Here is a 15,764-nt window from a genome sequence, read left to right on the forward strand (position 1 = left end):
CGTAGGAGAGATGTGTGTGATTATTCATGGCCATAAAGTAAAAGGAAACGTTATAGATTTTGAAACCCGCTGCACACATTATCATAAGGAAATTGATCGAATTGCAATAAAGTTCTATTGTTGTAATATATATTATCCTTGTTTCGAATGTCACAAAGAACATGGGTGTGACAATCCAAAAGTATGGCCGAAAGAGTTATTTAATCATAAGGCGATCCTTTGCGGGGGATGCGGGAACGAATTAACTATAAATGAATATTACGCTTGTAACTCAACTTGTCCGGTATGTTTTGCAGCATTTAATCCAGGATGTTCGTTACATAAGAAATTTTATTTTGAAGTATAGATTTTATGAAATCGGATCATTAAGTTATCGGAAATTAAGCAACCACAACAAATAATCATTGTTGTAGTTGCTTAACACATATTTAAATCCCATTATGCAATTTATGTTTTCGTTTTATCGATTTGATTGGCTTCTTTTCTAAAAAATTCAATAATCTGTGGATATTCTTGAATTTCACTTTTTCCTTTTTCACTTATCCCATATATGCCTTTTTGAATTCGTACAAACCATCCATAATAATTATTAAAGAGAATGGATTGTGTTTTCTCCCCTGTACCCATTTGGCGCAATGCCTTAGGTGAAAGTGGGCCAAATTGTTCAAGAAGGTATGCAATCTGGATACTTGTTTCTTTATAAGCTGTCATGATTTTCGTTTGGCTACTACCACCTATATTATGATCTCCGTGTCGCCCTTCAATTTCTGAAAGAAGTTTTTTTCTTTTTTTCTTATTTTGCTGCATACTCTTTTTCCGATCAAAAGGGGCAGGAGAGATAACAATATCCATTTTTGTCGTTGATTGTAGAAATGACACGATGATTAAGCCTAATTCTAGTCTTTTTATGAGATGGCATATATCTTTCCATTTCTTTGAATAGAAGCTGTAACTCGGTTTTGGAATAGCAATATAAACTTGATCAGTAAGCTTCTGTCTTTTTGTCGCCTGGATAAGTAAATCGACGTTTAATCTTACCTTTAATTCTATAATAATAAGTTCGTCACCTTTAACAGCTGTAATATCACAATCATTTACTTCACTTTTCACTTCATATCCTTGATTTGTAAAATGTTTATGTATCGGCTTATATAAATCAACTTCATAAATTTTTTCTTTTTTCTTTTGCATTTTTACACCAACCTTAAAAAAACACGCATCAATCGATCTATCAACTACTATAATCATCATAACATATGTATTCATTTAGGACCTTTAAGAATAAATATATGTTCCGATAATAATATTATGTAAACAAATATTTTTATAGAAAAGATAAAATTCTTAGGGGAATTTCGCAAGAATTGTAGAATTAAATAAGTATAACTTAATTATTATTGTGGAGGGTTTTTCTTGAAACTTTCATTTGATCATTTAGTGCATATAGTTAATCGACCTGAGGAAGCGATTGAAGATTTCGCAACAATCGGGTTGAAAGCAATGCTTGGTGGAAGACACGAGGATTGGGGAACGTATAATGCACTCTGTTATTTTGGTTTATCCTATATTGAATTTTTAGGGGTATTTGATAGGGAAAAAGCAGAAAAAGTAATTGAAAATGATTTAGTTGTTCAAACGACTGCTTTATTACCAGAAAAGGAGAGATTTGCAAGAATTGCTCTTCGAACGAATAATATGAGAGAACTTATCCATTCTTTCCATAAAAAAGGGATTGAAACGGTTGGCCCAATTAAAGCGGAAAGAAAAAGGGCAGACGGGACACTCATTCAATGGGAAATGTTATTTATCCGTGATGAGTATTCAATTTCATTTCCATTTATTATACAGTGGCAGGAAAATGACGAAATAAGGAAGAAATCGATTGAAGCAAACAATAATGCCCTCCCTTTAAAAGAGTTAATATTTGCAGTTAATAATCATGTAGAAGTCGCTACAAAATGGAGTGAGTTATTTCATTTAACGAAACAAGATACATATAAGGATAAAAAATTAAAAGCAAACTGTACTCAATTACAACTTGAAGGATGCAATATCGTATTTGCCTCACCATACGCACAAGGAGAAATTGCACGGGTCATTGAGACAAAAGGAGAGGGGCCGTGTTTATTAAGAATTTCAAATAGTAATATTGTTTTAGAAAAAGAATTGTTTGGCGGGCATTATCAATTTGTGTAATTCTTTGATCATGGTTATTAAAAGAAGATCATTGAAAACCTATGTTTTTTGGTGATCTTCTCCAAATAACTATTATTTAGCAATTTTTTGATGTTTTTCTTGTGCTTGATAAATTTGATAAAGAATAAATGCTAGAATTGAAATTACTGCTCCAGAAATATACGGAAGACCTGCATATACCGAGAACAACCATCCGCCTAATGGAGGTCCAATAATTCTTCCGAATGAATCAAAGGAGGATAGTAATCCGGTTGCGCTTCCGTGACCAGCACTAGATTTTTTTGTAAGTAATGCAGATATGCAGGGCCGTATAACACCATTACCTAGTCCGAAAATCGTTAGAAAAATGGCTGCTGTAACAAAATTGTTAACAAGCAAAATTAATCCAAAACCAATTGCAGATACGATGATCCCAGCTTTAATAACAATGCCTTCACCATATTTTTTCGTTAATCTTCCGACTAAACCACCTTGAACAACCGCACTTCCTAAGCCCATAATCATGAAGATATAGCCTAAATCAATCGTATCTAATCCTGCCATTTTGGCTGCGAAATAAGCAAAGCTTGCTTCTAAACCAGATAAAGAAAGCGAGATAAACCATTGCAAAATAAAAATAATGGACAGCGATCCTTTAAATGGTTCCCACATAGAGACTTTTCTTTCGGCATGATATCCTCTTTTTTCTTTTGGTAGCGATTCTTTTAAAACAATTAGTACAAGCAGTAAGGTAAGAAGCGAGGAAAACCCTGCTATAAAAAAAGGTGTTTGCAAGCTGGATTTCGAAAATAATCCTCCAATTGCGGGACCAAAGATAAATCCTAATCCTGTTGCCGCTCCGATAATTCCCATTCCTTTTCCACGATCTTCCTCAGATGTGATATCAGCAACATAGGCCATCGTTGTTGGCATATTTGCAGATGATAATAACCCACCAATAATTCTTGCGACAAATAACATCCAGAGCTGACTAGATAATGCCATGAGGAAAAAAGAAACGGCTAATCCGAATATTCCGATCATCATAACAGGTTTCCGGCCGATTCGATCTGAAATCCTTCCCCAAATTGGCGCGGAGATTAATTGCATTAATGAATAAACTCCCATTAAAAGCCCTAATTCAGTTGGATTTGCCCCAATTTTTTCTGCATAAAACGGGATAACAGGGATAATAATGCCGAATCCGACCATAACTAAAAACATAATTAAAAATAATATAGGTAAAACTTTTTTTGATTCCATAATATCAATCCTTTTTGATTCCCATATTTTCAACTGTTTTATCGTTCTTTTCTGTATTCAAATAGTATAACAATTATCCAATTGATTTTAAAATAAATCAGAGGTGAATATGTAGTAACACACTATAAAAATTAATTACTGTATTTCTCTCGTAAGTTCTTTATTTCTTTTATTAAGTCCCTACCAATTATCGGTTCAAGTTTCTCATATAAAGGGTCTAAAGCTTTCATCCATTGTTTTTTTTCTTCGTTAGTTAATTCATGAATTTGTATCGAAGATTTTTTCTGTATAAGTTTAAGTTGCTCCTCATTCATTTTTTTAGCATGTTTTTCGTTCCATTCAGTCGTCTCTATCATTGCTTCAGTTAAAATTTTTTTCGTTTGATCGGTCTGCGCATTCCAAAATGATTGATTCATTAATACAACATAACCTAAATATCCGTGATTACTAATTGTCAAATACTTTTGTAAGTTATAAAATTTCTTTGAGTAGATATTTGTTAAAGTGTTTTCTTCACCGTCGATTTTTCCGGATTGTAATGATTGAAATGTAATATCAAACGGTTGTTGAATGGCCTTGGCATGTAACTGTTCAAATTGTGATTTTAAAATATTGCTTTGCATAATTCGAAATGTTTGCCCTTTAATGTCTTTAGGAATTCGGATGGGCCCTTTATTAGATGTAAATTGTTTAAAGCCATTTATCCAGTAGGCCAGTCCTTTAAGATGTTCTTTTTCTAATGATTGCAAAAGAGTATTTCCGATACTCCCATTTAATCCTGCTTGAATGGCTTCATAATTTGGAAATGCAAAAGGCAAATCAAGTACTCCCCATCTACTTGATAGTGTGCCTAGTTTTGAAGTTGATGGGGCGATTATTTGTATTTTATTTTCTTTTAATGCATTAATTTCTTCTATATCAGAGTAGAGCATCCCATTTGGAAATATTTCTACTCTTATTTTTCCATCTGATTTTTTATAAACAAGTTCAGCAAATTTTTTTGCTGCTAGACCTTTAGGAGTATTCTCAGCGACGACATGACTGAATTTTAGGACAATCTGATCCTTTAATCCTTCTTGTTCATAATCATAAGCAAGCTTTTTAGGATGAAGAAAGGTTTTCATTCCAACGAGGAGACAGGTAATGAAAAGCACCAAACTAGCCAATATAATGATCCATTTTTTCATATTAACCTCCGTAATTAAACCGATTGCATGTCTAAGTACAATTTTACTACAAAAATACAACCGAATTCATAATAGATGATAGAGGGGAGGTAGAATCAATGAAAATGAAGCAACTACCCATCCGTTGGAAAATAACAATTTTATCGTATGCAATCGTCGTTTTTTCTTTGCTTGTAGGGGGGATGTTCCTAATCGTTAATATTCAAAATACGAGAGAAAAAGAAATGAAAATGAATGCCATGAATACAGCAAGGACTGTAGCTGAGTTAACAGAAGTAAAAAAGGAAATAAAGAATAGGGATGGATGGAAACAAATCAATCCTTTAGTGGAAGAAATTCGTCTAATTAACGAGTTAGATTATATTGTGGTAATGAATATGGATCATGTTCGCTTCTCCCATCCGGTAAAAAGTCTATTAGGAACACTGTCAAAGACGAGCGATGAAGAGGCTGCATTTGCTGAGCATAATTATTTCTCCAAAGCAAAAGGGGAGATTGGAACATTTATTCGCGCCTTTTTTCCGATAAAAGATAAAGATTACAATCAAATTGGCGTGGTTGTCGTCGGTAAACGACTTCCTACAATTATTGAAATTATTGCTGATTTAAAAAAAGAAGTGGTTATAATTATTTCCCTTACATTATCTGTAGGACTTATTGGATCTTTTTTTCTAGCGCGAAATTTAAAGAAACAGATGTTTCAATTGGAGCCGTATGAAATTGCTCATATTTTAAAAGAAAGAACAGCAACTTTTCATTCCATGCACGAAGGAATTATAGCCATTGATTATAATGAAATCATAACTATTTTTAATGATAAGGCGAAGTCAATATTTTCAGTAATTGGAGATGTAGTAGGAAAACCAATAAGGAGTGTGATAGCTGATACTCGCTTACCGGAAATTGTTGAACAGAAAAAGGCAGTATATAATGAAACGATTAATGTGAGTGGGAAAACGATTTTAAGTAGTCGAATTCCTGTAGTAATTGAGGATCAAGTCGTCGGTGCCGTTGCCATTTGCCAAGATCGAACCGAAGTGGTTAAATTGGCTGAAGAACTAACGGGAGTAAGGAATTTTGTTGATGCATTAAGAGTTCAAAATCATGAACATATGAATAAATTACATACTATTGCAGGATTAATTCAACTTGGAAAAGCAGAGCAAGCTCTAGAATTAGCATTTGAAACTTCAGCAAAACAAGAAAATTTAGAACAATTTTTAACGGATTCAATAAAAAATCATGCCATTGCGGGTTTATTGTTGAGTAAAATTAGAAGGGGAAAAGAGCTTGGAATAGAGGTTTTCATTGATCCAAATAGCTTTTTAGCAGTATTTCCCTATCAAATTGATCAGCATGATTTTGTTATTTTAATAGGTAATTTAATAGAAAATGCTTTTGGAGCTTATCCAGATACATTCCAATATCGAAAAAAAGTAGACATAAGTATCGAACAAACGGATGACCTTTGCGCAATTTTAATTGAAGACAACGGGTGTGGAATTGATGAAAATGATCTACCTCATATTTTTGAAAAAGGTTTTACAAAAAACAAAAAAAATGGAACGGGTTATGGTTTGTATTTAACTAAACAAATTGTCGATAAAGGAAATGGAACGATTGAAGTAACTTCGACAGTAGGCAGAGGGACGAGCTTTGTAATTACTTTTCCAATTGGAACAGGTGGTGAATAAGATGGAAAGCAAGATGATTCATGTACTATTAATAGACGACGATCCGATGGTCCGCGAAGTGAATAAAGGCTTCATAGAAAGCGTTAATGGATACAAAGTAATCGGAGAGGCTAGTAATGGTGAAGAAGGAATTCAATTAGCTAAAGAGAGAGACATTGATCTAGTTATTCTAGACATTTATATGCCAAAAATCGATGGAATACACACATTACAGCAAATTCGATTGCAACAATTAAATATTGATGTCATTGTTGTTTCTGCGGCTAAAGATAATGAAACGATAAATATTATGCTGCAAAATGGTGCTGTAGATTATATTATTAAGCCGTTTAAGTTTGATAGAATAAAGAAATCCCTTGAAAACTATCAATATTATAAACGAACATTGAAGAAGAATAGGACACTTTCACAAGACGAGCTGGATGCAATGATGAATATGCAACAAACAATGAAGCGAGATATCCACTTACCAAAAGGTTTGAATATGTTTACATTACAGCAAATTATGACTTATATGAAAGAAGCAAATGAAGCGAAATCAGCAGGAGAAGTAGCTAACTCCGTAGGTATTGCTAGAGTAACCGCAAGACGCTATTTAGATTACTTAGAAAAAACAGGAATTATCCATTTGGATGTACAATATGGGAATGTAGGTAGACCGGTTAACCGTTATACGATGTAATAGGCACTATAAGACCAAAAAGACCAAAATGTACTATATGACCATATACTTCCCCATTTAATAAGAAAGCGTTATCATCAATTTGCGAGAAAATTCAATTTTTAGAGGGGATGCTTTCAATGGGGAAAAGGATTTTAAAGAATTTAACCTTTCAAGTGCTAACTGCGATCTTTATTGGTGTCATTGTTGGTTTAGTTTGGCCGGATGTTGGAAAACAAATGAAGCCGCTTGGTGATACATTTATTAATGCAGTTAAAATGCTTATTGCTCCTATTATCTTTTTAACAATTGTTTTAGGAATTGCCAAAATGGGTGACATGAAAAAGGTAGGAAAAGTTGGGGGAAAAGCGATAATTTATTTTGAAATTGTCACTACCCTTGCGCTTATTATCGGTTTGCTTGTAGTCAATATTCTCCATCCAGGTTCGGGACTTGATCCTGATAAACTTCCAAAAGGTGATATTTCCCAATATACAGGAGAAGGAGAAAAACTAAACTGGGTTGATTTCCTAACACATATTGTTCCACATAGTATGGTAAGCGCCTTTGCTGAAGGAGATATATTACAAGTTTTATTCTTTTCAATTTTGTTTGGTGTTGGTTTAGCAGCTTTAGGTGAAAAAGGAAAAAGTATTATTGAGTTCTTTGATAAAATTTCACAAGTATTCTTTAAAATTATTGGCTATATTATGAGAGCAGCTCCGATTGGGGCATTTGGCGCAATTGCTTATACAATTGGAACTTTCGGTTTGCAATCATTAGTTCCTTTATCAAAATTAATGATTTCGGTCTACACGACAATGTTCTTATTTATATTTATCGTCTTAAATCTTATTTGTAAAGCATATGGTTTTAGCTTATTTAAATATTTACGATTTATAAAAGATGAAATATTAATTGTTTTAGGGACCAGTTCTTCAGAATCTGTATTACCGAGAATGATGGATAAAATGGAGAGATTCGGATGTTCAAAATCTGTAGTTGGTTTAGTTATTCCAACAGGGTATTCTTTTAACCTAGATGGTACATCTATTTATTTAGTAATGGCAACGGTATTTCTCTCACAAGTATTTGGAATCGATTTAACAATCGGCCATCAAATTACGATTATACTAATTTTGATGCTTACCTCAAAAGGTGCGGCGGGTGTAACGGGAAGCGGTTTTATCGTATTAGCTTCAACTCTTTCAGCTTTACACATCATCCCAATCGAAGGTTTAGCATTACTTCTTGGCGTTGATCGTTTTATGAGTGAAGGTCGATCGATCGTAAACTTGATAGGAAATGGAATTGCAACAATTGTCGTAGCGAAAAGTGAAAAGGAATTTGATGAAGCAAAATGTGCAGAGGCTATAGCGGAAATGAAGCATAGTAAACAAATAACTACTGCAGTATAAAGGGATAGGTCTAATCAACCTGACAGAATCAGTTGTCGGTGATTAGACTTTTTTACCTTAAACCGATGTATCATGCTCTTTTCTGCATATCGATATACAGCTGTCGATATGCTCGATGCTCTTGTTCCATTCCAATTTCATTATATATTTTTGAAAGCCATTTTACCGGTTTTGGGTCGATGGATTTTAACTCCATTTCCCAACTGAAACAATCGATGGCTTGATCAAACTGTTGAAATTCGTAATATAATTCTCCTAATAATAGTTGTTGATCCGGGTCATTCGCTAGTTTCTGGATATGCTGAAGTTTTTCGAGAATTGGATGTGCATGCATGATAATTTTTAATGGGATGAGCCTTTTTACGACAGAATCAATATCATATTCTTTTAGTTGTAAAACGATGAATTTATGGAGTAGCGTAGCAGCTTTTTCAGGATTTATGTTAAAAAGAGGTACTAAGAATGAAAGAACTTTTTCTTTTGGAAATTGTTCCGGTTCTAAATCTACGTTTTCTAATAATTGTTCAAATTCCTGAGTTTGTTTCGGATTGAGGTTAAGTTTATGTGTGAATAGTAAGTTTATCATTTTTTCTGCATTTTGGTGGTGTAAATAGATTTCGAGTAAATCATCATTTATTTCTAAAACATCACTTGTATTGTTAGATAAGTGTTCTAATACGTCAATTATTTCTTTGTCTGTAAAATGATTGTTCAGCAATTGTTTTAGAGATACATAATTTTCGGGGCTGATGTGATGGATATACAAAGCGATTTCATCCATCCATCTTGATTGATTCTTGAGTAATTGTATAAGTTGATTATAGGATTTATCTGTATACAATGCCTTTTCCATATATATAGGATCCTTTGTCATTAATTCATCTGATAATCGATCATATAATTTTCCATATTTGATGAAATTTAAATCACTTGATAATCCTTTTACCCAACTATGGTTTGGCGCGAAATCCATTAATATCCGTAGGATTCGATAGCTTGAGAACATTTGTCCGTTTCGGCGGTAATCATAAAAGATCGATTGAATGAGAGAGAAAATGGTTTTTTTTGAAATAAAGGATTCAAAAAAGGTTGCAATTTGGGCGACTTCTTGGGGACTGTATAGACTTTGGACTTTCTTAACTAGCTGATTAAACGTTCTTTTTTTATATGGATGGTCTTGGAAAAGCAGAGAATGGATGAGTGGATGTGTAGACGGAAGAACGATTCCTTTTGTAAAAGCTTTTTCAATATGTGTACGACGTTTTAACTTAGTTGGCTTAACATATGTAAGAAATTGTTCTTTGTAAAAGAAAAGATAATAAATGTTATGTTGATCATCAGTAGCTTCTATAATTTTGCTTTGTAAATAAATGGCCATTTGTTCTACATGAAGTTCTGTCGTTTTATTATGATTAGAAATCAATAATGGTTGTTGGTTCATTTTTGATCCTCCTAAGATTTATTATCAATTTATTATAACATACTCTAGAACAGAAAAAGAAAGGGAATCACTATTCCCTTTCCACAAGTAGGTTTTATATAAATAGCTTAGTATGCATTCGATAAGCTTTACCGAGTCGATAGTAATGATCAACAATTTCTTGATTTAGATTTTTAAATTCCGCGGGAACGGGTGGAAGTTGATCTGCTTGATCTTGTTTCCAAACAGTTTGCCCTGGCTCAACAAAACGTCCCTCACTTATTTTTACATGATTGGCAATCGTGGCCCCATGCATAATAACTGAGTTTTTACCAATCGTTGCTCCATAAATAGAAACGCCTTCACCAATAAACGTATTTCTACCAATATAAAGAGGACCATGTGGTTGGGCATGATGTAATATGCTTACTTCTTCACCTATATAAACACCATATTTTTTTCCATTTACTTCAATATGTTGTGAAGGGTGACAATGTATTAGGACAAAATCTTGGATATTTGTTTTTTTTCCAATGAAATAAGGTGAAGAAGAATCCGCTCTGATTAAATTATTCCAACCGATCATTACATCATCTTCAACATGAACATCACCAATGACATAAGAGTTTGGCCCCATGACTGCTTTTAAACTTATTTTTGGGTATTCAGCTTGAGGTACCTCTTTAATTGGTGGATTAAAATAAATAATTTGTTGTCGAGGATAAATACCGGGTTTTTTATATTCTAGTGGTTGACAATTATGTTCAGCGTTGCAATGACAATTATCACCGCATTGACAATTTGGATTCAGGCAATTTGGGTTTGGACAATTTCTTTTAAAATATGGATATCCATTGTAGTTTCCATACATGACATATCCCTCCAGTTGTATATACTTTTCTAATATGTATTCATTGTCCTTATTAAATATGTAGAACATGGCGGGAAAGGTGAAAAAGCAAAACCACAGGCAGCATCGTCAAATAATTAAAAAGTTTAATCTGTATTTTTCTTTAACTTTCTTATATTTGCACTTATAATAGGAAGTTGACAGAAGAAGTACTAATGACCTAAATAGGAGAGCGAATAATATGACAATTACACAAAGCAAAATGCGTACTGAAAAAGATTTTTTAGGAACAAAAGAAGTTCCCGCTGAAGCTTATTATGGGATCCAAACACTTCGCGCTGTGGAAAATTTTCAAATCACAGGTAATCGCATACATGAGGAATTAATAAAGGGTATGGCTATGGTAAAAAAGGCGGCTGCACTTGCGAATATGGATATTAAACGTCTTTATTCCGGAATTGGAGAAGCGATCGTCAAAGCAGCAGATGAATTAATTGAAGGCAAGTGGCATGATCAAATTATCGTTGACCCGATTCAAGGTGGAGCGGGAACATCAATAAATATGAATGTGAATGAGGTTCTTGCAAACCGTGCTCTCGAATTAATGGGCGAAGAAAAAGGGGATTATTTCCGTTGCAGTCCGAATACACATGTCAATATGTCACAATCTACAAATGATGCATTTCCTTCGGCGATTCATATTGCGGTATTAAATCTATTGGAAACTTTACTAGTTTCAATGGAAGAAATGAAAGCGGTTTTTCAAGAAAAGGCCGAGGAATTTAATCCTATCATTAAAATGGGGCGTACCCACCTTCAGGATGCTGTGCCAATTCGACTTGGCCAGGAATTTGAAGCGTACAGTCGCGTAATCGGGCGTGACATTAAACGGATTAAACAATCACGTCAGCATTTATATGAATTGAACATGGGGGCAACAGCAGTTGGAACCGGCTTAAATGCTGATCCTCGATATATCGAATTGGTCGTAAAGCATCTAGCTCAGATTAGTGGTCTGCCATTAATAGGTGCCGAACATCTTGTAGATGCAACTCAAAATACAGATGCATACACAGAAGTATCAGCAGCATTGAAAGTTTGTATGATGAATATGTCGAAAATCGCCAACGACTTACGCCTAATGGCCTCAGGTCCTAGAGCCGGCTTGGGTGAAATCATGCTGCCTGCAAGACAACCGGGCTCTTCTATCATGCCTGGTAAAGTAAACCCGGTGATGGCAGAAGTCATTAATCAGGTAGCATTCCAGGTCATTGGGAATGATCATACAATTTGCCTTGCATCTGAAGCGGGCCAGCTCGAGTTGAATGTGATGGAACCCGTTCTCGTATATAATTTACTTCAATCTATCAGTATTATGAATAATGCTTTCCGTACTTTTACAGTCAATTGCTTAAAAGGAATTAAAGCCAATGAAAAGAGATTGAAAGACTATGTAGAGAAGAGTGCCGGACTAATTACCGCAGTTAATCCTCATATTGGGTATGAAGTAGCGGCACGAATTGCACGAGAGGCAATCGTAAACGGAGAACCGATCCGGGAACTATGTTTAAAATATGATGTGTTAACAGAAGAAGAGTTAAATTTAATACTAGATCCGTATGAAATGACACATCCCGGCATTGCTGGTGCTGAATTGCTGGAAAGAGATTAATAATATAATTGCTTAAATAACCTATGAATCACTAATAAAAAATAACTCCAACACAAAAGGCAATGTACATTTACATTGCCTTTGTTTTGCAAAAATTGTTTTTTCTAGAAACTACATTTCTTTATTCCGCCTTTTCCTTGTAGGAATTATAATAGGGACAAGTATTCCAATCAGTAGGACAGGAATGATTAACGAAATCTCCAAAGGTGGAGTAATGAGCAGTCCAGATTTATGAATCCCATATAAAGAAATAAAATAGAAAAAGCTACCTAGCAAGCCTGCAATCCAAGAATATTTTTTTATCAATAGATAAAATATAGGAATAAATAATAGAGTAATTGGAACATATGATGTTGGATAACCAACGGCAAAGAAGATTAATTTTCCTATAAATCTTAAACTAATATATAACGCAGTAGCTGCTAATGGGATTGAATAACTTCGAAAAATCCGAATGATTAAAACAGTAAATAATGAAACAGTTAATACGGAATAGCAAGGATATAACCAAGGTGGAATCCCGCCAAAGATTTGTGATGCCGGATCAGATAAAATGGCTAAAATCTCTTTAGAGGCAATCGATTTACCATGGATATATTGATCATATGAGATAGAACCATTTTCTTGCTGCATATTTGGGAACACAAGACATTCTAATAAAAACATGGCAAACCAAGTGTGCATCGATTTCCATATAGGCACTTGACCTTTAGTATAAACCGAATATCCGCGCCATACAGCAATAATCATTATTCCAGTGGCAATATAATAGACAAAATGGGTTGGACTCCACGTTGTCAGATCAATTCCATATGCGATATGATAACTAAAATCTAAAGGAATTCCAATTAAAAACAGAACATAACCAATCGTCGTTAAATTTCTTGAAAAACGATCCATATAGTTTAAACGACGCCATTCATTAAATAGAAGATACGCCCCCAATGCAAAGCCGGCAAAATTAACTAAATGAGGAATGGAGTATTTTTCGAATAAATAGCGAAAATGATAGGACGCGTCCCAAGCTGAACCAATAAATTTAAGTAAAAATGCTAAAACCCAAAGTCGGTAAAATTTCAAATTCATCAACATCTCCCTTCGTTAACCAAGTAAATCAAAGAAACTTCCGAATAAAAGTATAAGAAAATAATTAATAAGTAAGATGATCCCAAAAGTAATTCCAATTTTTTTTGCATTTTTTAATGTAAATAATTTGTACATAAAAATAAATCCAGTAATAACCATCAGAAAATTGCAGAAAAATACCAACCATAATTGGAAATCGTTTTCTACATGGGCATCTTCAGTAGCATGTAATAAATACAATGGGAGTAAAGTGATATCAGGTCCCTCCTTGTAAGAAGTTATATATTAGTAATATATAGAAAATAAAAGGAAGTTTCAATACACAGGGTAAAAAACAAAAATCCCCACAAACCAGTTGTGGGGATCAATCTCCAATTTATGCGTACAACGTTTACGAGTATACATGGTATTTTAAGTTGAGTCAATATAAAAATCTTTTCTAAACAAAGAAAAAACTTTTGTTACCTTATTTCTCTAATTCCTTTATTTTTAATACCCAATCCCTCAAACTTTGGAAGTCATCTTTATCGAAACCAAAGTGTTTTTTTATGAGTTGTATTGATTCTCTCTCAAAATCATGAAAAACTCCATCTGAGAAAATGAGTCTAAGGATTTCAACTAAGACGATATTTTTCGTTCGATCGTTTTCAAATACTTTAAGTATATCTTCTATGTCAGATCCTTTAATCGAATATTTATCAATTCCCATTTCTGTTTTGAATTTATTTAGAATTGAATTTTCGAATATAGATTGATTTTTATCAATTTTTGCTATGAGATAAGCGAGTTCAAGAAACGCTTCTTTCTCTTCTTGATTCAGTTCTCTTAGGAACACAAATAAAATCTCCTTTATTTCCCGGTTTTTAAATAAGTTGTAGTTTAATTATAACGTAAAAGGCTGGAGTATCTAAATTAATTCATGAATTTTACTTGACATTTGCAATTTTCCCTTCTATAAACTACATCAAAGTCTTACCTATTGCTATCAATCATTCTGTTGTATACTATCGGTAGGAGGGGACAGGATGGTCAAGGGGAAAATTTTAAAATACTACAGAGAACAAAAAGGATACACACAGGAACAGCTTTCAAAAGGGATCTGTCCTGTCAGTCATTTAAGTAAAATTGAGCGGGGCATTACGGAATATTCGGAAGAAATTACAGCAATTCTTTCTAAACAATTAAATATAAATATTCAAGATGAAGTAAGAAAATTCAAAAATTTTGAAGTAACATTACAAGAATGGCAAAACGCTATCGTTATGTTAGATACCGATGAAATGCAAGTAAAAAAAGCGGCACTTGACGCTAATCCATTAAAGAATATTCCCGATTTTCAAGTACGTTACTCACTTCTATTAGCTCGTCATTATCTTGTATTTTATGAAATTGAAAAATGTCATAAACTAATGGAGAATGTCAAGAAACTTGATATCAACCTCTCACCTTATGAGAGCAACCTATATAATCATGTTCAAGGCATCTATTACTTTAGTATCGGAAGCTACAAGAAATCTATTGAAATTTTAAAGAAAATTGATTCCAACTACTCGAGCCAAGAATATTACTACCACCTTGCTATTTCATATCATGCGGTTCATAATAACACTTTAGCTCAATATTATGCTCAAAAAGCTTTACATTATTTTCAAGAAACATTAAATTTCACACGTATACTTGATACAGAGACGTTAATTATTCTTCTAATAAACGCCAAATCGCAATTTAGCTTAAAAGAAACCCGCCAATTTTATTATAAATTAATTCAATCTGCTAAAAAAATACAATCTGTAGATAGATTAATGAAGCTCTATTATAATTTTGGACAAGAGCTGTTTAGAAGAAAACGTTTTGAAGAAGCAAAAGAGTATATTGATAAAGGATTTTCGTTAATAAAAGAAGACGATTTTTACTATCTAACCATGTTAGATTTATACATAGACATCTGTTATAAAGGCAATTTAAAATCGAAAGAAAGCCTATTGACCGATGCAAAAAAAGGACTTCACCATGCAATACAACGAAAAGATCATAGATATCTCTATTTTAACCTACATATATTTTCATTGAAGGGTATGGAAGATTCTTACTATAAATACGTTGAAAATGAGGTGCTCCCTTATTTTATTCAGTCCGGAAACGAGGATATCATACAGCACTTTGAAGTTAGGCTTTTTCGGTATTATATAAAAACAGGGCAGAACGAAAAGGCATGGGCTATCGCCAAAAAGAAAATGCTGGTTGAGAATAGTCTTTATGAATTAGATTAGTGTCGAGTACAAGAGGTTGGTTTACTATAAAATGGGTATTAATTTTAAGGGTATTGTAAAAAGTTCTA

General features: G+C 33.5%; 14 protein-coding genes. 7 read left to right on the forward strand and 7 right to left on the reverse strand.

Annotation, left to right across the window (positions count from 1 at the left end):
• The first annotated feature begins 10 nt into the window (after positions 1–10).
• The gene (locus tag B5V89_RS17505; protein WP_108073257.1) at positions 11–346 is read left to right on the forward strand and encodes a CHY zinc finger protein; all 336 of its coding nucleotides are present in this window, start codon (positions 11–13) and stop codon (positions 344–346) included.
• Between the two features lie 101 nt (positions 347–447).
• On the opposite strand, the gene B5V89_RS17510 is transcribed toward B5V89_RS17505, so the two are convergent.
• Positions 448–1,266 carry a DUF2161 domain-containing phosphodiesterase gene (locus tag B5V89_RS17510; protein ID WP_328019152.1) on the reverse strand — a complete coding sequence of 273 codons (819 nt, stop codon included), beginning with the start codon at positions 1,264–1,266 and terminating at the stop codon, positions 448–450.
• Between the two features lie 147 nt (positions 1,267–1,413).
• On the opposite strand from B5V89_RS17510, the gene B5V89_RS17515 reads away from it, so the two are divergent.
• Positions 1,414–2,196 carry a VOC family protein gene (locus tag B5V89_RS17515; protein WP_108073259.1) on the forward strand — a complete coding sequence of 261 codons (783 nt, stop codon included), beginning with the start codon at positions 1,414–1,416 and terminating at the stop codon, positions 2,194–2,196.
• A gap of 72 nt (positions 2,197–2,268) precedes the next feature.
• Here B5V89_RS17515 and B5V89_RS17520 read toward each other — a convergent pair whose 3' ends face one another.
• Both B5V89_RS17520 and B5V89_RS17525 read right to left on the reverse strand, forming a co-directional pair.
• The gene (locus B5V89_RS17520; protein WP_108073261.1) at positions 2,269–3,438 is read right to left on the reverse strand and encodes an MFS transporter; all 1,170 of its coding nucleotides are present in this window, start codon (positions 3,436–3,438) and stop codon (positions 2,269–2,271) included.
• A 131-nt stretch (positions 3,439–3,569) separates the two neighbouring features.
• Positions 3,570–4,625: a TRAP transporter substrate-binding protein gene (locus B5V89_RS17525; protein WP_108073263.1), complete on the reverse strand. Its 1,056-nt coding sequence runs from the start codon at positions 4,623–4,625 to the stop codon at positions 3,570–3,572.
• Positions 4,626–4,723: 98 nt separating this feature from the next.
• On the opposite strand from B5V89_RS17525, the gene B5V89_RS17530 reads away from it, so the two are divergent.
• The 3 genes from B5V89_RS17530 to dctP all read left to right on the forward strand — a co-directional run bounded on the left by B5V89_RS17530 (position 4,724) and on the right by dctP (position 8,398).
• Positions 4,724–6,319 carry an ATP-binding protein gene (locus B5V89_RS17530; protein ID WP_108073265.1) on the forward strand — a complete coding sequence of 532 codons (1,596 nt, stop codon included), beginning with the start codon at positions 4,724–4,726 and terminating at the stop codon, positions 6,317–6,319.
• A gap of 1 nt (position 6,320) precedes the next feature.
• Positions 6,321–7,001 carry a response regulator gene (locus B5V89_RS17535; RefSeq protein ID WP_108073267.1) on the forward strand — a complete coding sequence of 227 codons (681 nt, stop codon included), beginning with the start codon at positions 6,321–6,323 and terminating at the stop codon, positions 6,999–7,001.
• A 119-nt stretch (positions 7,002–7,120) separates the two neighbouring features.
• Positions 7,121–8,398: a C4-dicarboxylate transporter DctP gene (gene dctP, locus B5V89_RS17540; protein WP_108073269.1), complete on the forward strand. Its 1,278-nt coding sequence runs from the start codon at positions 7,121–7,123 to the stop codon at positions 8,396–8,398.
• 70 nt (positions 8,399–8,468) lie between these two features.
• Here dctP and B5V89_RS17545 read toward each other — a convergent pair whose 3' ends face one another.
• Entirely contained in the window at positions 8,469–9,839 is a 1,371-nt protein-coding gene (locus B5V89_RS17545) for a hypothetical protein (protein WP_107958449.1), read from the reverse strand.
• Positions 9,840–9,933: 94 nt separating this feature from the next.
• On the reverse strand, positions 9,934–10,689 hold the full coding sequence (locus tag B5V89_RS17550) for an LbetaH domain-containing protein (protein WP_066233476.1): 756 nt from the start codon (positions 10,687–10,689) through the stop codon (positions 9,934–9,936).
• A 220-nt stretch (positions 10,690–10,909) separates the two neighbouring features.
• On the opposite strand from B5V89_RS17550, the gene aspA reads away from it, so the two are divergent.
• Positions 10,910–12,340, forward strand: a complete 1,431-nt coding sequence (gene aspA / locus B5V89_RS17555; RefSeq protein ID WP_107958445.1) for an aspartate ammonia-lyase — start codon at positions 10,910–10,912, stop codon at positions 12,338–12,340.
• Positions 12,341–12,451: 111 nt separating this feature from the next.
• Here aspA and B5V89_RS17560 read toward each other — a convergent pair whose 3' ends face one another.
• Both B5V89_RS17560 and B5V89_RS17570 read right to left on the reverse strand, forming a co-directional pair.
• Positions 12,452–13,426 carry a hypothetical protein gene (locus tag B5V89_RS17560; protein WP_107958443.1) on the reverse strand — a complete coding sequence of 325 codons (975 nt, stop codon included), beginning with the start codon at positions 13,424–13,426 and terminating at the stop codon, positions 12,452–12,454.
• A gap of 466 nt (positions 13,427–13,892) precedes the next feature.
• On the reverse strand, positions 13,893–14,261 hold the full coding sequence (locus tag B5V89_RS17570; RefSeq protein WP_107958439.1) for a hypothetical protein: 369 nt from the start codon (positions 14,259–14,261) through the stop codon (positions 13,893–13,895).
• Positions 14,262–14,451: 190 nt separating this feature from the next.
• On the opposite strand from B5V89_RS17570, the gene B5V89_RS17575 reads away from it, so the two are divergent.
• Complete coding sequence (locus B5V89_RS17575) at positions 14,452–15,696, forward strand: helix-turn-helix domain-containing protein (protein WP_108073271.1); 1,245 nt, start codon at positions 14,452–14,454, stop codon at positions 15,694–15,696.
• Positions 15,697–15,764: the final 68 nt, after the last annotated feature.

The sequence above is a fragment of the Heyndrickxia sporothermodurans genome (genome assembly GCF_003055045.1).
Taxonomy (GTDB): Bacteria; Bacillota; Bacilli; order Bacillales; family Bacillaceae_C; genus Heyndrickxia; species Heyndrickxia sporothermodurans.